Raw genomic sequence first — 19066 nt, 5'->3', positions numbered from 1 at the left:
TGGCGTTAGCTTCTCGTTAATCCGGTGAGCGCATGATTTCAGTCAGTCGGATCGGCTTTCCTCCTCCCATGCCCGGTTCGGATCAGGGGCGGTCGCCAACGGCCGCCCTTTTTGTGAGCACAGGCTTTGGGCCGGCTTGCCATGGTTCCCGTCATTTGCGATGCCTCATCCCTTTCAGGGAGTACAGCCATGACCGACTATAAAACCGCCATCGTCACCGGCGCCGGCACGGGCATCGGCAAAAGCGTCGCCACGGCGCTGCTCAAGGCCGGCTGGGATACGGTCTTCTGCGGTCGCCGCAAGCCGGTGCTGGAGGATGCGATCGCCGCGGCCGGGCCGACGCAGGCCAAGGCATTGGCCTTCGCCTGCGACATCAGCAAGGCCGATCAGGTCGACGATCTGTTCGAGACGGTGGCGGCGGCTTTCGGGCGCGTCGACCTGCTCTTCAACAATGCCGGCACGAGCTACAAATCGACATTGATCGACGACATCCCGGTCGACGTGTGGAACGACATCGTCGGGGTCAATCTCACCGGCTCGTTCCTGTGTGCTCGCGCCGCGTTCGGCGCCATGCGCAGGCAGCAGCCGATGGGCGGCCGCATCATCAACAACGGCTCGGTGTCGGCCTATGCGCCACGGCCGGGCTCGGTGCCCTATACGGCGACCAAGCACGCCATCACCGGGCTGACCAAGACGCTGGCGCTGGACGGCAGGCCCTTCGACATTGCTTGCGGTCAGATCGACATCGGCAACGCGCTGACCGACATGGCGCAGGCGATGACGGTCGGCGTGCCGCAAGCCAACGGCACCATTGCCGCCGAAGCGGTGATGGATGTCGAGCGCGTCGCCGATGCGGTCCTCCATATGGCCAGCCTGCCGCTCGACGCCAACGTGCTGTTCATGACCGTGATGGCGACGAAGATGCCGTTTGTCGGGCGAGGCTAAATTAATCTCAACCCGGTCCTAAATCAGGGCCGGGTGACCGGAAGCGGCACGCCGGGAAGATAGAGCGAAATCGGGCGGATTTCGTAGACGGCGGTCGGATTGACGCGGCGAAGGTCGCGCGCAATGTCGATAGCGGCGTCACGGTTGGCGCAGTCGACGACATAGAGCCCCAGCAATTGTTCCTTGGTCTCGGCAAAGGGGCCGTCGATAACCATTCCGGTGCCTGGCCCGCGCAAGGTGCAGGCGTCTTGTGTCGCGCCGAGCCGGGCCGCCGGCCCAAGGGTGCCTTGCCGGTAGAGCCGATCGTTGATCTGGAGAAGATCGGTCATCAGCGCCGCATCCTGCTCAGGCGTCAGTGCCGTGATCGCTGCTTCCTCGTGATAGGCAAGAATGGCATAGAACATCTGGCGTCTCCTTTCGTCGTCCTCACTTCGCCAGGAACGCCTCGATCCGCTCCAGCGCGCGCAGGATGTTCTCTTCGGAATTCGCGTAGGACAGCCTGACATAGCCTTCGCCGAGAATGCCGAAATCGGGGCCGCCGATCAGCGCCACGCCGGCATCCTCGAGCAGCGCCGAGGCGAGCTTCTTGGCCTTCCAGCCGGTCTTGGAAACATTGGGGAAGGCATAGAAGGCGCCTTTCGGCGTAATGCAGGAAACGCCGGGCAAGGCATTCAACCCCTCGACCACGACCTTCCTGCGGCGGTCGAAGGCGCGCATCATCTTGTCGACATCGTCCTGCGGGCCGTCGATGGCGGCAATGCCGGCATACTGGCTCGGCGCGTTGACACAGGACCAGCAATTGACCGCTAGCTTGCGCACCTTGTCGTAGAGATGCGCGCCCTTGTCGCCATTCGGCCAGATCGACCAGCCCATGCGCCAACCGGTCATCGCCCAGGTCTTCGACCAGCCGTTGAGCACGATCAGCCGGTCGCGGATTTCGGGGAAGGCGAGCAGCGAGCAGTGCGTCTCGCCGTCATAGGTCATCACGTCGTAGATCTCGTCGGAGAGGATGGCGACGTCCGGGTGCGCTTGCAGCCCCTTGACCAGCTTCTCGATCTCGGCGCGCGGCGTGACGCCGCCGGTCGGATTGGCCGGCGAGTTGAGAATCAGCAGCCTGGTCTTCGGCGTGATCAGCGCCAGCGTCTCCTCGGCCGAAAAGGCAAAGCCGTTCTCCTCGCGCATCGGCACCGGGATGGGGGCAGCGCCGGTGAACTCGATCATCGAGCGGTAGATCGGAAAGCCGGGATCGGGATAGAGGATTTCGGCACCCGGCTCGCCGAACATCAGGATCGCCGCGAACATGGTCGGCTTGCCGCCGGGCAGGATCATCACCGCTTCCGGCGAGACTTCGACGCCGGTAGTGGCCAGCGTGCGGCGGACCACCGCTTCGCGGGTCGCCAGCAGGCCGTTGGCCGGCGTATAGCCGTGATGGCCGTCGCGCAGCGCCTTGATCGCGGCCTCGACGATGTGCTGCGGCGTCTTGAAGTCGGGCTGGCCGATGCCGAGATTGACAATGTCGCGGCCCTGATGGGCAAGTGCCGTGGCGCGCGCCAGCACTGCGAACGCATTTTCCTCGCCGAGGCGGTCGAAGGCCGAAATCGTGTGGAGCATTTTTCCTGTCCGTGTGGTTCTTTCAGCGAGCGTGCGTTTTTGTGAGCGTCCGCCCGCAAAAGTCAAACGGATTGGAGTTTTCGGTGTCGGAAAATCTCAAGAATTGGCAACCGCGCCCGCGGCCCGAACGCAAGGTGCTGGAGGGGCGAACTGTCAGGCTGGAGCCGCTCAACGCCGAAAAGCACGGCGACGGCCTGTTTGAGGCCTCGTCGGTGGCCGATGTCGACGGCCGCTTTGCCTGGCTGCCAGACTACCCGCCGGAGAGCCGTGCCGCCTTCCAGCCATGGCTGGACAAGGCGGAAGCCAGCGAAGACCCGCTGTTCTTCACGGTCATCGACAAGGCCAGCGGCAAGGTCGCCGGGCGCCAGACGCTGATGCGCATCGACGCCACCTATGGCGTCATTGAGATCGGCAACATCTATTGGGGCCGGCTGATCTCGCGAAAGCCGGCGGCGACGGAAGCGCAGTTCCTGTTCATGAAGTATGTCTTCGACGAGCTTGGCTACCGCCGCTACGAATGGAAATGCAATAACCGTAACGAGCCGTCGAAGCGCGCGGCGGAACGTTTCGGCTTCAAGTTCGAAGGCATTTTCCGTCAGCATCTTGTGGTCAAGGGCGAAAACCGCGATACCGCGTGGTATTCGATCATCGACAGGGAATGGCCTGATCTGCGCAGAGCCTATGAGGCGTGGCTGGATCCGGCTAATTTCGACAGCGATGGCCAGCAGAGGCGGCGGCTCGAGGATTTTCGCGCTGAGTTCGGCGCCTGACCATGATCCCGAAAAGTGGAATTCGATTTTTCGGGTAAGATCATGGTTAAAAAGATAGAGCCTCCATCCCGATTCTGCCGGGATGGATCAGGCTCTAGCAGGAGCTCATAGATGGCGCATACCCACGACCATGCTGTGCAGGGCCACGACCAAAGTCACCGTGCCGGGCATGTGCATGGCTCGACCGACAAGAAGCGCGTGCTGATCGCGGCCTGCCTGACCGCCGGCTTCATGGTCGTCGAAGCGCTTGGCGGTCTCTTGACGGGATCGCTGGCGCTGCTGGCGGATGCCGGCCACATGCTTGCCGATTGCATTGCGCTCGGCCTTGCCTGGTATGCCTTCCATCTCGCGGGCCGGCCGGCAACCGTGCGCCTCACCTATGGTTTCGGCCGGGTCAAGACATTGGTCGCCTACACCAACGGCATCGCCATCTTCGCCATCGCGCTGTGGATCATCTACGAGGCCTGGGGGCGTTTGCTGACGCCTGAGCCCGTGCTCGGCGGGCCGATGCTGGTCGTTGCCATCGCCGGCCTTGCGGTCAATATCGGCTCTTTCTTCGTGCTGCATGGCGGCGACCGCGATAGCCTGAACATGCGTGGCGCCATCCTGCACGTGCTCGGCGATCTGCTTGGCTCGGCGGCGGCGATCGTGGCGGCGCTGGTGATCCTGGCGACGGGCTGGACACCTATCGATCCGATCCTGTCGGTGCTTGTCGCGCTGCTGATCCTGTCCACGGCCTGGTCGCTGATGCGCGAAGCCGCCCACGTCCTGCTCGAAGGCGTGCCGGCAAGCCTCGACCGCGACCTGATCGCCAGGGACATCGAGGCGACAGTCAAGGGCGTGCGCGAGGTGCATCACATGCATGTCTGGTCGATCGACGGTTCCAGCAACATGGCGACGTTGCATGCCTGCCTCAATGACGGCGTCGACGCGCATATGGCGGTCAGCGCGATCAAGAAGCGGCTTACGGCGGAACATGGCATAGCCCATGCCACGGTCGAACCGGAATTCGGCCGATGTGCGGACAGCCATGAGCATGATGACGAGCACGAGCATGCGCATGACACGGCACCGCACCGCGGCCATTATCACTGACTTCGGGAGTTCTGGGCATTGGCAACGATCGACATGAACTCTCGCCACCCTGGCGCCGCGTGATGGACCGCGACACCCGCAATGCGGCGATCGGCGCCGCCTGGGTTTTGCTGCTGTTCGGCATCGCAGCCTATTATCTTCCAGCAGTGATGCTGGCGGTCGGCAAGGTCTCGACGGTGCTTGCCGGTGTCGTCGCGGCGATCTTCATGGTGGCAATCTTCGTCGTGTTTTGGCTGCGTAGCCGCAGCCAGCGCAAAAAGGGAAAGTGACATGCGCATTCTGATTACCGGCGCGGCAGGCATGGTCGGCCGCAAACTCATCGCCAGGTTGGCCAAGGACGGGACGCTCGGCGGCCGCAAGATCGCCGCGCTCGATCTTCACGATATCGTGCCGCCGCAAGCGCCGGTGCTCGAAGGTGTCAGCATTACCCTCCACACCGGCGACCTTGCCGCACCGGGAGCGACCGCAAATCTGGTCGCGCCGCGCCCCGACGTGATCTTCCATCTCGCCGGCGTGGTGTCGGGTGAGGCGGAGGCCAATTTCGATCTCGGCTATCGCGTCAATCTCGACGGCACAAGGGCGCTGTTCGATGCCATCCGCTTGGCCGCCTATACGCCACGCGTCGTCTTCACCTCGTCGATCGCCGTGTTCGGCGCACCGTTTCCCGAGATCATTCCGGACGAGTTCCACCCGACGCCGCTGACCTCGTACGGCACGCAGAAGCTGATCGGCGAGGCGCTGCTTGCCGACTATACGCGCCGCGGTTTCTTCGACGGCATCGGCATCAGGCTGCCGACCATCTGCGTCAGGCCGGGAAAGCCGAACAAGGCGGCCTCAGGGTTCTTCTCCGGTATCATCCGCGAGCCGCTGAGCGGCCATGAAGCGATCCTGCCGGTGCCGCGCTCGGTCGTCCACACACACGCCAGCCCGCGTTCGGCGGTGAATTTCCTGATCCATGCGGCTCAGATCGAGGGCAGTGCCGTCGGCCCGCGCCGCAACCTGACGATGCCGGGCGTCGCCGTCACCGTCGGCGAGCAGATCGAGGCGCTGGAACGTGTCGCCGGCGCCAAGGCGGTGAAACTGATCCGCGAGGAGCCCGACGAGACGATCTGGGCGATCGTGAAGGGCTGGCCGACGCGCTTCGAGGCGCGGCGCTCGAGGGAGCTTGGCTTTGCCGCCGAAACGAGCTTCGACGAGATCATCCGCGTCCATATCGAGGACGAGTTGGGGGGCAATATCCCTAGTTAAAGCGCCCCGATCGGACGCAACGAGGTCAGGCGCCAGTCAGGCTGGCCGAGAGCAGCAGCAGGCCGAACAGGAAGACGAAGGCGGCGCCGCCGATCTCGACGAAGGAATGGATGCGGTTGCCCATGCGGCCGTCGCCGGCGAAATACACCGCCCAGTTCTTCGCGGTCACCGCAAGCGTCGCCAAGGCCGAGACGGTGATTGCGGTGCCGAGCGCGATGGCCAGCACCGAAAGGATGCCGCCGAACCACAGCCCGTTCAGCAAGGCGAAGCTCAGCACGATCAGCGCGCCTGAACAGGGGCGGATACCGACGGCAGCCACCGCCGACCAGGCCGTGCGCCAATCGAAGCGATCACCGGAAAGCAGCGCCGGGTCGGGCGCATGCGAGTGCCCGCAGGTCTCGCAGACCTCGCCCGCCGCATGGCTGTGGTGATCGTGCGCAGCATGGGCGTGGTGGTGGTCGTGGGCGCCGTGATCGTGATGGTCATGCGCATGATCGTGGTGGTCATGTGCATGAAGCGCGTGGGAATGTGCCGCATGGGCATGCGCGGAATGCGCATGGCCGGCATGTGAATGGCCGGCATGGGCAGCCGAGAGGCTGTAGCCCGGATTTGCGCCGAACAGGCGAAGGATGGCCGGGCCTGCCTTGCGCCAAAGCAGCCAGGCGCCGAACAGAGTGACGAAGACATAGCTCATGATTTCGAGGAACCATGCGGCGTCTGTCATCGAGACAGCAGTGCCGCGCAGCAAGAAATAGGCGACCAGCATCACCACGATCGCGGTCAGCGCCTGCAGCAGGGCCGAGACGAAGGACAGCATGATGCCGCGCCGGAGCGCCACTTCATTGGCCACCATGTAGGACGAGATCACCGCCTTGCCGTGACCGGGGCCGGCGGCGTGGAAAATGCCATAGGCAAAGGACAGGCCGATGAGCAGCCACAACTTGCTACCGTCCTGGCGCATCGCCTTCATTGCGCCGGCAAGCGCATGATAGAATTCCTGCTGGCGCAGATTGATCCACATCAGGATGTGGGCGAACGGGCCGGTGGCGGTTGGAGCCATGCCGTCATTGGTGCCGATGCCGAGCGAGCTCTGGGCGTGGGCGGAGCCGAGGAAGTGCGTCATCACAAAGGCGACGGCCAGAAGGCCGATGGCCAAACGCAGGGACGGTTTCGTCACTGGATCTATCCTTCCGGCTGACAGGTCAGTTCGAGCTTGGTGGCGAAGATCTTGCTCATGTCGGTGCCCGTCGGATCATTGAAGAAGGCATCGGTCAGGGTCTTCTGGTTCTCGGCGATCGCCTCGTCCGGGTTTGGGCGGACAACCTTGCTGGTGCAGGTCGGCGGCAACCCATCGACCTGCAGATTAGCATCCTCGGTGAAATCGATCGCGGTGTAGAAGGTCGGGTCGTAGACGCCGATATCTATCTTGCCGCTCAGTTTGATCGGCACCTTCGGTTCAGATTCAAACAGGATGATCAACTGGTCATTGTCGAAATTGGCCATCAAATGCGGCGGCGGAGTCATTGCCACGTCCTTGCCGTCGACGGTGACGAGCTGGAAATAGTTGAATTCGGCAAGCGAGGCATGGACGGTATCGGCGACATCCTTCAGCTCCTTGTCGTCGAGTTTCAGGTCGGAATTCTTGTCGAACTCCATCATCACCGTGCTCGAAAACAAATCATCGAAGCGCCAGACATGGCGCAATGCCTTCACAGTTTGGTGATCCGGGCCGAGGACCACTTCGAGGCGGGCTTCAGCGAAGACGTGGGGATGCACCTCAGCCGGTCCGACGGCGGCAAACGTCGCGGTCAAGGCCGAAGCCAGCATCATTGCTTGCCGTTTCAGGTGCATTCTCGGTCGCGATTCAATCGGCTTCGGTGAATTGCCGACAGTTACCAGAAAGCGGGCGAAAATGGGACCGCAACGCGGCTGAAAGCTCATGCGTTGTCCAGCGCCTTGAACCACTGCACCAGGAAGTCGACGAAAACGCGAACTTTTGCAGGCAGATAGCGCCGGTGCGGATAGACGGCAAAAATGCCGCCGCCGGGCAGAATGCGGTCATCCAGCGCAGTCACCAGCTTGCCGCTTTCGATGTCGGGCGCGGCGATGAAATCCGGCAGGATGGAAAATCCCAATCCAGCCACGGCGGCCGCCCTCGCCGCCATCGGGCTGTTGACCTCGATCGGGCCAGAGACCGAAACACTCACCGTATCGGCACCGTCGCCCTTGAACGGCCAATTGGTCAGCCAGCGGCCGTTGGTGTCGATGATGCAGGGCACGCGGGCAAGGTCTTGCGCCCTGACCGGCATGCCGTGCTTGGCGATCAGTTCGGGAGACGCGCAAAGCCGTACCGAAAATGGCGCCAGGCGCCTGGCGATCAGCGAGGAATTTTCCAGCCGCGAAATTCGCACCGCCAGATCGAAGCCCTCCTCGACCAGATCGACGAAACGGTCGTCGAGATGGATGTCGAGGACGATGTCGGGATGCTGCTTGGCGAAATCGATCAGCGACTGGCCGATCGGCGCGTCGGCAAACGTACGCGGCGCCGACAGCTTGATCCTGCCGCGCACGTCGCCGGAGGATTCGCGCACCGCATCGGCAAGGCTGTCGACCTCGCGCACGATCTCCGAGGCGCGCCGGTAGTAGGTGTGGCCGGCCTCGGTCAGGGAGAACTGCCTGGTGGTCCGATTGAGCAGCAGCGCGCCGAGTTCGTCCTCCAGCTCGCGCACATATTTCGACAATAGCGCCTTGGAGCGGCCGATCTTGCGCGCCGCCGCCGAAAATCCTTCGGCCTCGACCACGTCGATGAAGGCGCGCATGCGGGTCAGCGTATCCATGTCATGCGCCTCCTTGGTGGGCCGAAAGGATGCGGGCGGCCAGCGCAATCAGCTGCCGGTCGCTGTTCTTCGGGCCGAGCAGCGAAAGACCGAACGGCGCCCCGCCGGTCTTGCCGAGCGGCAGCGTGATTTGCGGAAAACCGGACAGGCCGGAAAGGCAGAGCAGTCTCAGCGCCCGCTCGCGATAGGTCTGCAAATCGTCGAATGATGCGGCCTTGAGCGGCGCGGCACCGGGAACGGTCGGAAGCACAAGAACGCCGTCCTCGCCAAGCAGATCGGCAAGCTCGAGGCGAAACGAAACGCGACGTTCCGTTTCGTGCTGCGCGGTTGCCGCGTCGACAGTCGCGCCGTGCTCGAAACGCTCCTTGACACCGGGTCCCAGCATGCGGTCGCCGCCGGCGATCCAGGCGCCGTGACTTTGCCAGGCTTCATAGCCTTGCAGCTTGCGGAAGCACCAATAGAGATCGTCGGTCGAATGCGACAGCGGCCCGACGCTGCGCTGTGCGCCCAGCACCGAAGCGACACTGCGGAGCATGGCGCGATATTCGTCGGCCTCGTGCGGGCCGAGCACGAGGCCGTCCAGCGCAGCGAGAGTGACGGGGCGTCTCAGTTCGTGGGAATGCGGATCGTCGCCGAGCAGCACCGTGCCGACCTTTTCGTAGATGACTATGTCGCTTGCGAACCAGCCGAACGTGTCCAGCGAAGGCGCCAGCGGCATGGTGCCGTCGAGCGGGATGCGGCCATGCGTCGTCCTGAGGCCGACCAGGCCGCAGAAGCTTGCCGGCGCACGGATCGAGCCGCCGGTGTCGGAGCCGGTGGCGATGTCGGCCAGCCCGCCGGCAACCGCCGCGGCGGAACCGGAGGACGAGCCGCCGGTGACGCGGTCGGGTGCTGCCGGATTGATCGGCGACGGGAAATGCGCGTTCAGCCCCAGCAGGGAAAACGCCAGTTCATCAGTCTGCGTCTTGCCGACGAAGCGGGCGCCCGAATCAAGCAGCGCCTGGACGGCCGGCGCGGTGGCCATGGCCGGTGAAGCGTCCCGGTACTTCTGCGGATTGCCGCAGCCGGTGCGGTAGCCGGCGACGTCGAAGATGTCCTTTACGGCAAGCCGCAAGCCGGCAAGCGGGCCGGATTTCGCATTGGCTACAGGGGTTTGATCAAGGTCGAGAAAAGCGTTCAGCGGGCCGCGAGTGCCTGTCATGCGTTCGATATCCGGATGTGCTTGCCGCAGCATTGTTCTTCTGGTTGCCGCAGCATTGTTCGATGCCACAAATTTTACAACCTGCCATACGATTTTTATTGATTGTGAAATCTTTCGATCTTATATCGCGCTTGCCCAAAGTCGCACGTGCCTGTGGGTGTCCGCCGATCCTCGAATGGTGAGGGTAATCGGTAAGGTAACTGGAGCCAACCCCTCCAGTCGGTTTAGCGGCCAACCGCCAACCGAGGACACCTTGAAGCAACGACGGTGCGGGCCTTTCTGGTGTTCTGCCGGTCGTCCAAAGACCGGGGTTACTGAAGAGGCACACCTTCATTGCCGGCAGTGCGGACGGGTCTCCCATCCAAGCCAAGGCAGACAAAGCGAACCGAGGCCGGGCAAGGCCAAGGTTCACCGCCGCGAGACGGCGCTTCATGGTTCCGGGGTCTCCACCGGCTGGTTCCATGGATTTCCGTCCCGCCTTTGTCCACCGCGTGTTCGCGAGGCCGAGAGCCCGCGTCCGCAAGCCTTTGTGCGCGCCGAAAGGCGCTGATGGAGAGACCCGATGGCTACCCAGCGCATCCTTGACTTTCTCGCCACCCGACGTCCGAACGGCCCGTGCCTAGTCGTCGACCTCGATGTCGTGCGTGACAATTTCCGCGCCTTCGAGAAGGCGCTTCCCGATTCCAAGATCTACTATGCGGTGAAAGCAAATCCGGCGCCGGAAATCCTGCGCCTGCTTGCTGCGATGGGCTCGTCCTTCGACACCGCTTCCGTTGCCGAAGTCGAGATGGCGATGGACGCCGGTGCGCCGGCGGACCGCATCTCCTTCGGCAACACCATCAAGAAGGAGCGCGACATCCAGCGCGCCTACCAACTCGGCATCAAGCTGTTTGCGGTGGACTGCGTCGAAGAAGTCGAGAAGATCGCTCGCGTCGCTCCCGGCACCCGTGTGTTCTGCCGCGTCCTGACCGACGGCGAGGGCGCCGAATGGCCGCTGTCGCGCAAGTTCGGCTGTGTGCCGGCGATGGCGGTCGACGTGCTGCGCCATGCCAGGGCGCTCGGCCTCGACGCCCATGGCGTGTCGTTCCATGTCGGCTCGCAGCAGACCGACCTGACCGCCTGGGACCGTGCGCTGGCCGACGCCAAGAAGGTGTTCGCGACGCTGGCCGACGAAGGCATCGTGCTGAAGATGGTCAATATGGGCGGCGGCTTCCCGACCCGCTATCTCAGGGATGTGCCGGTGGCGCAGGCCTACGGCCAGGCGATCTTCTCGGCGCTCAGGAAGCATTTCGGCAACGCCATCCCAGAGACGATTATCGAGCCGGGCCGCGGCATGGTCGGCAATGCCGGGGTGATCAAGTCGGAGGTCGTGCTGATCTCGAAGAAGGCCGATAACGACAATGTGCGCTGGGTGTTCCTCGACATCGGCAAGTTCGGCGGTCTCGCCGAGACGATGGACGAGGCGATCCGCTATCCGATCGTCACCGCGCATGACGGCAGCGAGACCGCGCCTTGCGTGCTCGCCGGACCGACCTGCGATTCGGCCGACGTGATGTACGAAAAGACGCCGTACCCGCTGCCCTTGTCGCTGACCATCGGCGACGAGGTGCTGATCGAGGGCACCGGCGCCTACACGACGACCTACGCCTCGGTCGCCTTCAACGGCTTCGAGCCTCTCCGATCCTACGTGATCTGAGGGCTCGCAAGAGTTGCTCAGATCATCCCCGGTGGGCGCCTGTCGCCCGCCCCGGGCTCGCCTGTGGAACAATCCGCTTGTGAAGGATCGCGGAAATGAACATTGCAGATCTCATCGTTGAAGGCGTGGGAATCTCCCCCCTCGAGGGGGAGATGGCCGCGAGGCGGCCAGAGGGGGTCGGTTCGACTGGACTCGGCCTCCTGCCGGAGATGGAGGCCGGCGCTTCACGCGCGACAACCCCCTCTGTCGCCTTCGGCGACATCTCCCCCTCGAGGGGGGAGATTGCGGTCGTCGCCGAAACCGCCGCCGACGTCCCGGCGCGCGAGGCTTTGCTCGATCGCGCCATGGGGCCGAAGCGCCGGAAGAAGTCGTCGGAAAAGCTACGGCGCGGCCGCCGGCCTTCCGAGGGCCTGGCCTTTGTCGCGCGCGACGCGTCGGGCACTGTTGCCGGCACGGTGCGGCTGTGGGACGTGGTGCTGGGCGAGGGCGGCAAGGCAGCGCTGCTGCTCGGCCCGCTTGCGGTCGACCCGGCGCTGAAAAATGCCGGCATCGGCTCGGCGCTGATGCGCCATGCGGTCACTGAGGCCGAGCGGCTTGGCCATGCGGCGATCCTGCTGGTCGGCGACGCGCCCTATTACGAGCGCTTCGGGTTTTCGGCCGCAAAGACCGGCTCGCTGGCCATGCCGGGGCCTTACGAGCGGCACCGCCTGCTGGCGCGGGAACTGGTCGTCGGCGCGCTCGACGGCGCGCAAGGCACGCTGAAGGCGGCAGGGCGCAAACTGAAGGCACAGAGGCTGCCCCTCGCTGCGTGACGGATCAGAAACAAGCCGCCCATTGCACGGCGGCTTGTTTTCATCCCTGACCGGAGTGGATCAGCCGATCAGCTGGCTCAGCGCCATGGCGACGCTCATGTCGCCTTCGACCTTTATCTTGCCGGACATGAAGGCCATGGTCGGGTTGAGGTCGCCTGATATCAGCGAGTCCAGATCGTCGAGCGACAGCTTTATGGTGCAATCGGCCGGCGCATCGGTGGTCGAGACATCGGCGCCGTCGATGACGATGACGCCGTCGCTGCCGGTGTCGAATTTCACCGAGCGATCGAACCCGGCACTCGCCACGCGCGACCTGATGTTGTCGGCAATCTCCTGAACGCTCATGGCGGTTCTCCTCGTCTGCTTGCGTTTGTCGCGCGCCGGCGCTTCGATCCGGCCGAAAGCCGCTTGCCTGGTTTTACAGCCACGGCCGCCGGCGCATATAGCTTCGGGTTGACGTTTACGTCAACGCAGTTCCCCGAGGTGAAGATGGGCTTTATCGCCGCAGCATCACGCGGGCATGGTTGCCGGTGCTGTCCTTCGCCAAATTCAGGGATGCGGTGCTGGTGCCGAGCATGAACGTGCAATCGGCGGCCGAGACCTTCCAGCGCGCCGGCGCCGAGGAATTGGCGGTGGTCGAGGATTTCACCGACCGCGAGGTGGTCGGTCTGCTGACCGAAGGCCACCTGATGCGGCGCTATGCCGAAGAACTCGACAAGGCGCGGCGCGATCTGTCGGGCGAGGGGTAGCCGCGTCCTGTCCCGATAGCGATGCGACACACATGTCGGCTGCTGCGTAAGGAGGGCACGTCAACGGCCCGCTAATCGCCGGCTCCGAAATCCGATTGCGCGGACTGTCTTCCTCCTTGTGGAAGAGTGTCTTGAAGAAAAGAGCGTCGGGAACCGCCTTGATCACTTTTGCGATCACGGCGGTCGCGAGCACGGCAAACGCTAGGCGACCGAGAAGCACGCTCGTGACATCGGCGCCAAGTGTGACAACGACCAACGTATCCTCAATGAGGCTATGGGCAAAACCCATGAACACGCAGGCAAGGAATATCTGACGCGGCTCCGCGCTAGGCGTGCGCGCCTCGCGGATCAGCAGTCCTGCGCCATAGGAAATCCCGAGAAACAGGCCAACAGCGGCGAAAGGTACCGTCTGCTTTTCGATGCCGGCGAGCCGAAAGAGCGGTGCAAGCCCTCTGTTCATCCACTCCAAAATGCCCGACATCTTGAGAAGCTCGATCACCCAGCTCAGCGCAAGCAGAACAACGAGCATGATGCCCAGGGTTTTGAGCGTACCCAGGAGAAAGCCGCCCCAGTCGGTGCTTTCATTCGTCGGCATCCACGCCGGCTTCACCGGTCCTGACAGCCATCCGGTCACGGTGAATATCTGATGCAGAAGGACAGCAAAGACCAAACCCCCGCCAATACGAAGCGCCGCGGTGACCAGGAAGCTCGGCCCGGCCCTCTGAATGATCCGTTGCTCGATCGGAATGGCATGTGCAAACAGCAAGAGAGCCGAAAGAACCGTCATGTCGGCAGTGCTGAGCGCCGAAACCGGAACCAAGGTGAATACGATCACAAGCGCGCCCCAGATCCCGACCAGCAATCCCGTCAGCCAGGCAAAGGCGAGTTCAGGTGGCAACCCCACCTGCAACATGAGCGGGGAGAAGAACGGAGAAATCGCCTGGATGACGCCAAGGTCCTGCAGCAGCCGCGTGGCAATCGCAACCGGAACGATCACGCGAACCAGTTCCCAATAGATTTCAAGCGTCTCCAATGTCTTGCGATAGAAGGCGACGCAAATTGCCATCATGCTGCTCCATCATCCCTGGAGCCATCTGAGTAGCGTGAGACGCTTCGCATTTGTGGTCAAAGTTGGCGATTCTGTGCAATAAAATTGCAACGCACCGACGATGAGCGCGACCGACATGGACAAGATCGACAGAAGGCTTCTCAACCTGCTCCAGGATGATGCCTCACGAACTAACGCCAAACTGGCGGGATTAGTCGGGCTTTCCCCTTCGAGCTGCCTGCGCCGCATACGACGACTGAAGAAGAGCGGTGTCATCAGCCGCGTTGTCGCGCTTCTCGCACCGGCAAAGGCTGGCCGGGGCTTGAAGGCGATCGTCGCCGTCGAACTGGAGCGTCATGGCGAGCAGTTTATGCGGGACTTTCTCGAGTTGGCCGCTCAGGAACCGGCCGTCACTCAGGCCTACAGTGTGAGCGGCGAAACCGACGCCGTCCTCATGCTCCGCCTGACGGATATGGAAGAGTTCGATGCGCTGTGCGAGCGACTGTTCCGAGACCGAAGCAACGTCGCGCGATACCACACGATGTTCGTGATCCGAACGGCCAAAGAAGTGACCGCAATTCCACTGTAGTGTTCGGGTTGCGATAGACCTGCCAGGCCGTGAATTCAGCGGCCCGGCGGAGAAACTCTACGAACATTTCAATATGCCGAAAGGGGGTAGTGCAGGCAGCTTGGAGGCAACGCCTCGCGCACGCGAGGACAATCGCCAGCGCCGAATGTCGGAATTGGGCGCCAGCTCGACGCATTTCATGGCGCCTCCCTCACGCCCAGGCATGAAGCTGTCCTTGTTGGCTCAAGGAGAATTTGCATGCGTGGTCATTGCTTATGTGGCGCTATTGCCTTTGAAGTCGATGGCCCGGCACAGGCCTGCGTGGTCTGTCATTGTGAAAGTTGTCGGCGGCAATGTTCTGCGCCGATGACCTCCTATATTGGCGTCTTGAACGGCCAATGGCGATGGCTGGGCAAGCTACCGAAGGTATTCAACTCTTCTCCCGGTGTGGAAAGAACATTTTGCGATCACTGTGGCACGCCGCTGTCCTTCCGCTCAAAGAATATGTCTGATGTCATGCATTTTTTTGCGGCAGCGATGGAGGAGCCAGAAAAATTTGCACCTACGCTGCATGTCGCTTTTGAGGAGAAGCTCCCTTGGTTGAAATTCGCCGACAACCTGCCGACTCGTTTTGGGCCTGACTATACGAAAGACTAGGATCTGCTCGCATCGAGACAAACGGTGGAAGCTGCGGACAGCATCCGGAAGCGAGATGATGCCTCCGTCCATCCAAACGGCGGTCGAACATTATCGATCGCGGCTGCTCTCGACCTGCTTGAGCGGCAGCAGGTAGGCGATGATCTGCTGATCGCCGAGTGCTGGATCAAAGCCAATAATGTCGGAGGCGAAAAGGTCGTGGGCGGGGCGGGAGCGATCGTAGTTGCGCGACATCTCGAGCCCAGACTATCCGGCTCTATAGTGGAGCGTTACGGCGACCCAGCAGCAGAGCGATGCCCAACGCCGGAAGCGTCGCCGTCGCGACGGCGAAGAAGACGAATTGCAGCCCGGCCGACCCAGCGACCAAGCCGAGCGCCGGACTGCCGAAGCCGAGCGCCACGTCGAGGAAGACGGTGTAGAGTCCCATGGCCAGGCCGCGGCTGCGTGGTGGAAGATGGCTTACGGCCTCGGCACCGAAACCGGGATAGACCAGCGAGTAGCCGAGGCCAGTCAGGCCCGCTCCGATGGCGGCGAGAACGGGCCCGGGCGCAAGCCAGATCAGCATCAGCCCTGCAGCCTCGACCGCCACGAAGATCACGGCGACGCGCGCGCCCCCTAACCTGTCAGGCAGGTGGCCGAAGCACAGCCTTGCCGCGATCAGCGACGCGGCATAAGCGGTGAAGGGAAGCCAGACCGGCTGCCAGCCGCGTTCGGCAAAGAGCAGCGCGCCAAAGGACAGGATTGCGCCATAGCCAAGGCTGCTGAAAGCAGCTCCGACGCCGGGAAGCCAGACCGCTTGCGCCACGCTCGTCCATGACTGTCGCGCGGCGCTCGCGGCGAGGCTGGTGCCACGCATAGGCAGGATGGCAAGCAGCGTCGCAAGTGGCAGGCCGACCGTCGCGAGTGCGATCGCGGCGAAGCCGCTCGTCGCGTAAAGCGCAGATCCGATCGGCGCGCCTAGCGCGAGCGCCGCGAACATCGCCGTGCCCACCCAGGCTATGACCTTTCCGGAGTTCTGTCCGCCCGCAAGGGAGAGGCCCCAGGCGAGGCCGCCTGTGATGATGAAGCTCTCAGACGCGCCCAGTACCGCCCGGCCGGCGAAGAGCGCCGATGCGGACGCTACCGGCCGGTCGAGCAATGCCAGCGAGCCGAGGTAAATGAACCCCGCCAGGACAGCGGCAATGAGGCCGACGACGACGGCCCGCTTGCCGCCGCGCCCATCGGCATAATTTCCGGCTCCAATGCGCGACAGCATCGAGGCGACGAACTGGCTACCCGTCACCAGCCCGACTGCGAAGGGGCCGAAGCCGAGCTGCTGGTGAAGATGCAGCGGCAGGACGGGTAGTGCCAAGCCGATCAGGAGGAAGCCGGCGAAGACAGCCGCCATGATTGGCACCAGTTCCGCCATCGCGCCATTTCGGTCAGAAGTCCGGGCCATTGTGGCCACCGATAACACGTTGACAGCCGGGCTGTTCCGATCAGTAACGTTCGTAGGTCACGCGCCAGCCTTCGGCCGGATTGTCCGGCGTCAAGGTTGCGGACCAGGGAGGACTCGATCGTGATGACGAAGGTCTTGTCCTGGTCGTTGATGGCGACCGGCCCGTAATAGGCTTCGTAGCCATTCGCCGTGTAAGGCGTGTCCGGCGCCTTAGCGTCGGGGTTCTGGGCCTGCACCGAGAGGGTGCCGGCCTCGGTGAAGATGACCTGGCCGGAATATGTCACGGGCTTGAGGTTTCCCTCGGCACCGGCCTCGAGCGACCTCATGCGCCATGCGCCAATGATCGGGGACTCTTGGGAGAAAGCCGGCGTGGCGACCGAAAGCGCAAGCGCAAGGGCAGCGATCTTCAATCTCATCGTCATATGTCGTTGTCCTTTTTCTGGTTTGTGGGTGCGGACAGGCCGTCCGCCCAATCTTCGCTTACACCGAAAGCATGACCTTGATGGCGCGCCGCTCGTCCATGGCGCGGTAGCCTTCAGCGACCTCGGCCAACGGCAGCTTGAGGTCGAAGACCTTGCCGGGCTTGATCCTGCCCTTGAGCACACGGTCCATGAGGTCGGGCAGGAAGCGGCGCACCGGCGCGGGGCCGCCCAGCATGCGCTTCTGGCCGAAGAAGAGATTCTGGCCATCGAAGCTCACGCCATGCGGCACGCCGACATAGCCGATGGTGCCGCCGGGGCGAGAGCAGGCCAGCGCCTGGTCGAAGGATTCCGCCGTGCCAACGCATTCCAGCACCGAGTCCGCGCCGACGTCCTTAGTGAGCCCTTTGATCCGGGCCACACCTTCCTCGCCGCGCTCAGCGACGATGTCGGTCGCGCCGAATTCGCGGGCGAGTTTTTGGCGGCTGGCGTGCCGGCTCATGGCGATGATGCGCTCGGCGCCCATCTCCTTGGCCGCAAGCACGCCCATCAGGCCGACCGCACCGTCGCCGACCACCACCACCGTCGATCCTTCTCGGACCTCGGCTGCGTCGGCCGCATACCAGCCGGTGCCGAGCACATCGGACACAGCCAGCAGGTCGGGGATGAGTTCGGCCGGCGGCACCTCGGCGGTGGCGACCAGTGTGCCATCCGCCAACGGCACGCGGGCGTAAGGCGCCTGCGCGCCCGACATGAACTCGCGCTGCACACAGGACGACTGGAAGCCGAAGCGGCAATGCGGGCAGGTATTGTCGGAGAGGCAGAACGAGCCGACGACGAACTGGCCGGGACGGACCGTGCGCACCTCTGCGCCGACCTCGACGACGATGCCACAATATTCGTGGCCCATATGCATCGGGCCGTTGACCGGCTGCAGCCCGCGATAGGGCCACAGGTCCGAGCCGCAGATGCAGCTCGCCGAGAGCTTGATGATAGCATCCGTCGGGCGAAGGATCCTTGGGTCTTCGACTTCCTCGCAGCGGATGTCGCCGGGCTTATGAAGAACGGTTGCGAGCATTTTGCTTTCCTTTCGTTCAATCGATGTCAGGCGCCGTAGTCGGCGTCGCTGACGTGTTCCAGCCAGTCCACCACCTTGCCGTCTTTGACCTCCTGGAGGGCAATGTGGATCATGGCCGTCTCGGGTGAGGCACCGTGCCAATGCTTCTCGCCGGGTGCGAACCAGACAACGTCACCGAGACGGACCTCCTCGACCGGCCCGCCCTCGCTCTGAACGAGGCCGAGGCCGGAGACGACGATCAACGTCTGTCCAAGCGGATGCGTGTGCCAGGCGGTGCGGGCGCCCGGCTCGAACGTCACCTGCGCGCCCTGCACGCGCGCGGCGTCGAACGGGTTGAACAGCGGATCGATCCGGACCGTGCCGGTGAACCAGTCGGAAGGCCCCTTGCCAGACGGCCTGGTGCCTGCGCGAAGAATATCCATGGTGATCTCCTGTCAGATGCGTTCGATGCGAAGCGGGAACTTGCCGCTTACGCGTAGGGCCTCTTCGGCCGCGTCGAAGCGGCCGAGCCTGATCAGCCCGGGATGGCGGTAGTCGGTGTAGAACATGGCGAGATTGCCCCAGGGCATGAAGTAGCAAAGGTCGTATGGCCGCTCGTTGCCGAACGGGCCGCTGCCCTCCTCGGTCAGCTTGCGCGGCAGATAGGCAATCTTCTCGTTATGCGCGTAGTCGTCGATGGTGAGATTGAGCGGCAGCATGGTGAAGAAGTCGCGCGCCGACGGATTGTCGTAGAGCGTGGCGGTCATGGTCCGGCCATTGAAAATCATCTTGATCTTCATGTCGGTGGGCTCCTGGCTGCCCTGCTGGCTGCGGGCGGCCCGCGGCAGGACCGTTGCCGCGAGCGCGCCGCCGAGCAACGCGCGGCGGCTGAGGTCCGGACGGTCGATCGTCATG

Annotated in this window: 22 protein-coding genes and 2 pseudogenes; 10 read left to right on the top strand and 14 right to left on the bottom strand. The window is 63.5% G+C overall.

The genetic code is table 11. The features are described 5' to 3' along the window. Nucleotides 1-189: 189 nt before the first annotated feature. Nucleotides 190-945 (top strand): SDR family oxidoreductase, encoded by a 756-nt coding sequence (locus tag NKJ20_RS00875; RefSeq protein ID WP_352742044.1) that lies wholly within the window; start codon nt 190-192, stop codon nt 943-945. 23 nt (nt 946-968) lie between these two features. Here NKJ20_RS00875 and NKJ20_RS00870 read toward each other — a convergent pair whose 3' ends face one another. Together NKJ20_RS00870 and NKJ20_RS00865 are read right to left on the bottom strand one after the other, a co-directional pair. Next, a complete protein-coding gene (locus NKJ20_RS00870; protein WP_352742042.1) occupies nt 969-1349 on the bottom strand; it encodes a YciI family protein in 381 nt (126 codons plus the stop codon). A 22-nt stretch (nt 1350-1371) separates the two neighbouring features. Continuing rightward, the gene (locus NKJ20_RS00865) at nt 1372-2556 is read right to left on the bottom strand and encodes a pyridoxal phosphate-dependent aminotransferase (protein ID WP_352465831.1); all 1185 of its coding nucleotides are present in this window, start codon (nt 2554-2556) and stop codon (nt 1372-1374) included. 83 nt (nt 2557-2639) lie between these two features. Between NKJ20_RS00865 and NKJ20_RS00860 the strand changes: the two genes are divergently transcribed. The 4 genes from NKJ20_RS00860 to denD all read left to right on the top strand — a co-directional run bounded on the left by NKJ20_RS00860 (nt 2640) and on the right by denD (nt 5669). Beyond that, a complete protein-coding gene (locus NKJ20_RS00860; protein WP_352742040.1) occupies nt 2640-3326 on the top strand; it encodes a GNAT family N-acetyltransferase in 687 nt (228 codons plus the stop codon). Nucleotides 3327-3437: 111 nt separating this feature from the next. Next, nucleotides 3438-4421 carry a cation diffusion facilitator family transporter gene (locus NKJ20_RS00855; protein WP_352742038.1) on the top strand — a complete coding sequence of 328 codons (984 nt, stop codon included), beginning with the start codon at nt 3438-3440 and terminating at the stop codon, nt 4419-4421. 62 nt (nt 4422-4483) lie between these two features. After that, nucleotides 4484-4690, top strand: a complete 207-nt coding sequence (locus NKJ20_RS00850) for a hypothetical protein (protein WP_352742037.1) — start codon at nt 4484-4486, stop codon at nt 4688-4690. 1 nt (nt 4691) lies between these two features. After that, nucleotides 4692-5669 (top strand): D-erythronate dehydrogenase, encoded by a 978-nt coding sequence (gene denD, locus NKJ20_RS00845; RefSeq protein WP_352742035.1) that lies wholly within the window; start codon nt 4692-4694, stop codon nt 5667-5669. 25 nt (nt 5670-5694) lie between these two features. Here denD and NKJ20_RS00840 read toward each other — a convergent pair whose 3' ends face one another. The 4 genes from NKJ20_RS00840 to NKJ20_RS00825 all read right to left on the bottom strand — a co-directional run bounded on the left by NKJ20_RS00840 (nt 5695) and on the right by NKJ20_RS00825 (nt 9707). Further along, entirely contained in the window at nt 5695-6855 is a 1161-nt protein-coding gene (locus tag NKJ20_RS00840; RefSeq protein WP_352742242.1) for a nickel/cobalt transporter, read from the bottom strand. After that, a complete protein-coding gene (locus tag NKJ20_RS00835; protein ID WP_352742033.1) occupies nt 6852-7520 on the bottom strand; it encodes a DUF1007 family protein in 669 nt (222 codons plus the stop codon). The genes NKJ20_RS00840 and NKJ20_RS00835 overlap by 4 nt, the downstream gene beginning before the upstream one ends. An 86-nt stretch (nt 7521-7606) precedes the next feature. After that, complete coding sequence (locus NKJ20_RS00830; protein ID WP_023675422.1) at nt 7607-8506, bottom strand: LysR family transcriptional regulator; 900 nt, start codon at nt 8504-8506, stop codon at nt 7607-7609. A gap of 1 nt (nt 8507) precedes the next feature. Then, nucleotides 8508-9707, bottom strand: coding sequence for an amidase (locus tag NKJ20_RS00825; protein WP_352742031.1), 1200 nt, complete (start codon nt 9705-9707; stop codon nt 8508-8510). A gap of 562 nt (nt 9708-10269) precedes the next feature. Between NKJ20_RS00825 and odc2 the strand changes: the two genes are divergently transcribed. Then, nucleotides 10270-11403, top strand: coding sequence for an ornithine/lysine decarboxylase (odc2, locus tag NKJ20_RS00820; RefSeq protein WP_352742029.1), 1134 nt, complete (start codon nt 10270-10272; stop codon nt 11401-11403). Nucleotides 11404-11612: 209 nt separating this feature from the next. Then, complete coding sequence (locus NKJ20_RS00815; protein ID WP_352742240.1) at nt 11613-12215, top strand: GNAT family N-acetyltransferase; 603 nt, start codon at nt 11613-11615, stop codon at nt 12213-12215. 60 nt (nt 12216-12275) lie between these two features. On the opposite strand, the gene NKJ20_RS00810 is transcribed toward NKJ20_RS00815, so the two are convergent. Beyond that, the gene (locus NKJ20_RS00810; RefSeq protein WP_352448193.1) at nt 12276-12560 is read right to left on the bottom strand and encodes an SCP2 sterol-binding domain-containing protein; all 285 of its coding nucleotides are present in this window, start codon (nt 12558-12560) and stop codon (nt 12276-12278) included. 203 nt (nt 12561-12763) lie between these two features. Here NKJ20_RS00810 and NKJ20_RS00805 point away from each other — a divergent pair. Further along, nucleotides 12764-12964: pseudogene (locus NKJ20_RS00805) on the top strand (chloride channel protein); the annotation flags it as partial. 256 nt (nt 12965-13220) lie between these two features. Here the strand turns inward: NKJ20_RS00805 and NKJ20_RS34120 are convergent. Continuing rightward, nucleotides 13221-13493, bottom strand: a pseudogene (locus NKJ20_RS34120) (nucleoside recognition domain-containing protein); the annotation flags it as partial. A 655-nt stretch (nt 13494-14148) separates the two neighbouring features. Here NKJ20_RS34120 and NKJ20_RS00795 point away from each other — a divergent pair. Next, nucleotides 14149-14601, top strand: a complete 453-nt coding sequence (locus tag NKJ20_RS00795; RefSeq protein WP_352698605.1) for an Lrp/AsnC family transcriptional regulator — start codon at nt 14149-14151, stop codon at nt 14599-14601. Between the two features lie 237 nt (nt 14602-14838). After that, nucleotides 14839-15237: a GFA family protein gene (locus NKJ20_RS00790; RefSeq protein WP_352742027.1), complete on the top strand. Its 399-nt coding sequence runs from the start codon at nt 14839-14841 to the stop codon at nt 15235-15237. A 90-nt stretch (nt 15238-15327) separates the two neighbouring features. On the opposite strand, the gene NKJ20_RS00785 is transcribed toward NKJ20_RS00790, so the two are convergent. From NKJ20_RS00785 to NKJ20_RS00760, 6 genes are read right to left on the bottom strand one after another with little or no spacing between them, the layout of a single operon-like run. Next, nucleotides 15328-15471 (bottom strand): hypothetical protein, encoded by a 144-nt coding sequence (locus NKJ20_RS00785; protein WP_352742025.1) that lies wholly within the window; start codon nt 15469-15471, stop codon nt 15328-15330. Between the two features lie 22 nt (nt 15472-15493). After that, nucleotides 15494-16624, bottom strand: coding sequence for an arabinose transporter (locus NKJ20_RS00780; RefSeq protein WP_352742023.1), 1131 nt, complete (start codon nt 16622-16624; stop codon nt 15494-15496). Further along, on the bottom strand, nt 16594-17097 hold the full coding sequence (locus tag NKJ20_RS00775; RefSeq protein WP_352742021.1) for a hypothetical protein: 504 nt from the start codon (nt 17095-17097) through the stop codon (nt 16594-16596). Before NKJ20_RS00775 ends, NKJ20_RS00780 begins: the two co-directional genes overlap by 31 nt. A gap of 58 nt (nt 17098-17155) precedes the next feature. Next, a complete protein-coding gene (locus NKJ20_RS00770) occupies nt 17156-18172 on the bottom strand; it encodes a zinc-dependent alcohol dehydrogenase family protein (protein WP_023675436.1) in 1017 nt (338 codons plus the stop codon). 26 nt (nt 18173-18198) lie between these two features. After that, nucleotides 18199-18594 carry a (R)-mandelonitrile lyase gene (locus NKJ20_RS00765; protein WP_352742019.1) on the bottom strand — a complete coding sequence of 132 codons (396 nt, stop codon included), beginning with the start codon at nt 18592-18594 and terminating at the stop codon, nt 18199-18201. A gap of 12 nt (nt 18595-18606) precedes the next feature. Continuing rightward, nucleotides 18607-19065 carry a cyclophilin-like fold protein gene (locus tag NKJ20_RS00760; protein WP_352742239.1) on the bottom strand — a complete coding sequence of 153 codons (459 nt, stop codon included), beginning with the start codon at nt 19063-19065 and terminating at the stop codon, nt 18607-18609. Between the last annotated feature and the right edge of the window lies 1 nt (nt 19066).

Origin of the sequence: Mesorhizobium sp. M0185, assembly GCF_040322175.1 — a bacterium.
Taxonomy (GTDB): domain Bacteria; phylum Pseudomonadota; class Alphaproteobacteria; order Rhizobiales; family Rhizobiaceae; genus Mesorhizobium.
Note: the sequence above shows the minus strand (reverse complement) of the source record. Positions and strands in the feature narration are given on the sequence as shown.

Bases quoted from the DNA above. Each gene is read 5' to 3' on its own strand.
- NKJ20_RS00775 (WP_352742021.1), bottom strand. From the start codon at position 17,097: ATGACGATGAGATTGAAGATCGCTGCCCTTGCGCTTGCGCTTTCGGTC.
- NKJ20_RS00770 (WP_023675436.1), bottom strand. From the start codon at position 18,172: ATGCTCGCAACCGTTCTTCATAAGCCCGGCGACATCCGCTGCGAGGAA.
- NKJ20_RS00855 (WP_352742038.1), top strand. From the start codon at position 3,438: ATGGCGCATACCCACGACCATGCTGTGCAGGGCCACGACCAAAGTCAC.
- NKJ20_RS00815 (WP_352742240.1), top strand. From the start codon at position 11,613: ATGGAGGCCGGCGCTTCACGCGCGACAACCCCCTCTGTCGCCTTCGGC.
- NKJ20_RS00865 (WP_352465831.1), bottom strand. From the start codon at position 2,556: ATGCTCCACACGATTTCGGCCTTCGACCGCCTCGGCGAGGAAAATGCG.
- denD (WP_352742035.1), top strand. From the start codon at position 4,692: ATGCGCATTCTGATTACCGGCGCGGCAGGCATGGTCGGCCGCAAACTC.
- NKJ20_RS00795 (WP_352698605.1), top strand. From the start codon at position 14,149: ATGGACAAGATCGACAGAAGGCTTCTCAACCTGCTCCAGGATGATGCC.
- NKJ20_RS00765 (WP_352742019.1), bottom strand. From the start codon at position 18,594: ATGGATATTCTTCGCGCAGGCACCAGGCCGTCTGGCAAGGGGCCTTCC.
- NKJ20_RS00875 (WP_352742044.1), top strand. From the start codon at position 190: ATGACCGACTATAAAACCGCCATCGTCACCGGCGCCGGCACGGGCATC.
- odc2 (WP_352742029.1), top strand. From the start codon at position 10,270: ATGGCTACCCAGCGCATCCTTGACTTTCTCGCCACCCGACGTCCGAAC.
- NKJ20_RS00760 (WP_352742239.1), bottom strand. From the start codon at position 19,065: ATGACGATCGACCGTCCGGACCTCAGCCGCCGCGCGTTGCTCGGCGGC.
- NKJ20_RS00825 (WP_352742031.1), bottom strand. From the start codon at position 9,707: ATGACAGGCACTCGCGGCCCGCTGAACGCTTTTCTCGACCTTGATCAA.
- NKJ20_RS00835 (WP_352742033.1), bottom strand. From the start codon at position 7,520: ATGCACCTGAAACGGCAAGCAATGATGCTGGCTTCGGCCTTGACCGCG.
- NKJ20_RS00790 (WP_352742027.1), top strand. From the start codon at position 14,839: ATGCGTGGTCATTGCTTATGTGGCGCTATTGCCTTTGAAGTCGATGGC.
- NKJ20_RS00785 (WP_352742025.1), bottom strand. From the start codon at position 15,471: ATGTCGCGCAACTACGATCGCTCCCGCCCCGCCCACGACCTTTTCGCC.
- NKJ20_RS00810 (WP_352448193.1), bottom strand. From the start codon at position 12,560: ATGAGCGTTCAGGAGATTGCCGACAACATCAGGTCGCGCGTGGCGAGT.
- NKJ20_RS00830 (WP_023675422.1), bottom strand. From the start codon at position 8,506: ATGGATACGCTGACCCGCATGCGCGCCTTCATCGACGTGGTCGAGGCC.
- NKJ20_RS00780 (WP_352742023.1), bottom strand. From the start codon at position 16,624: ATGGCGGCTGTCTTCGCCGGCTTCCTCCTGATCGGCTTGGCACTACCC.
- NKJ20_RS00870 (WP_352742042.1), bottom strand. From the start codon at position 1,349: ATGTTCTATGCCATTCTTGCCTATCACGAGGAAGCAGCGATCACGGCA.
- NKJ20_RS00850 (WP_352742037.1), top strand. From the start codon at position 4,484: ATGGACCGCGACACCCGCAATGCGGCGATCGGCGCCGCCTGGGTTTTG.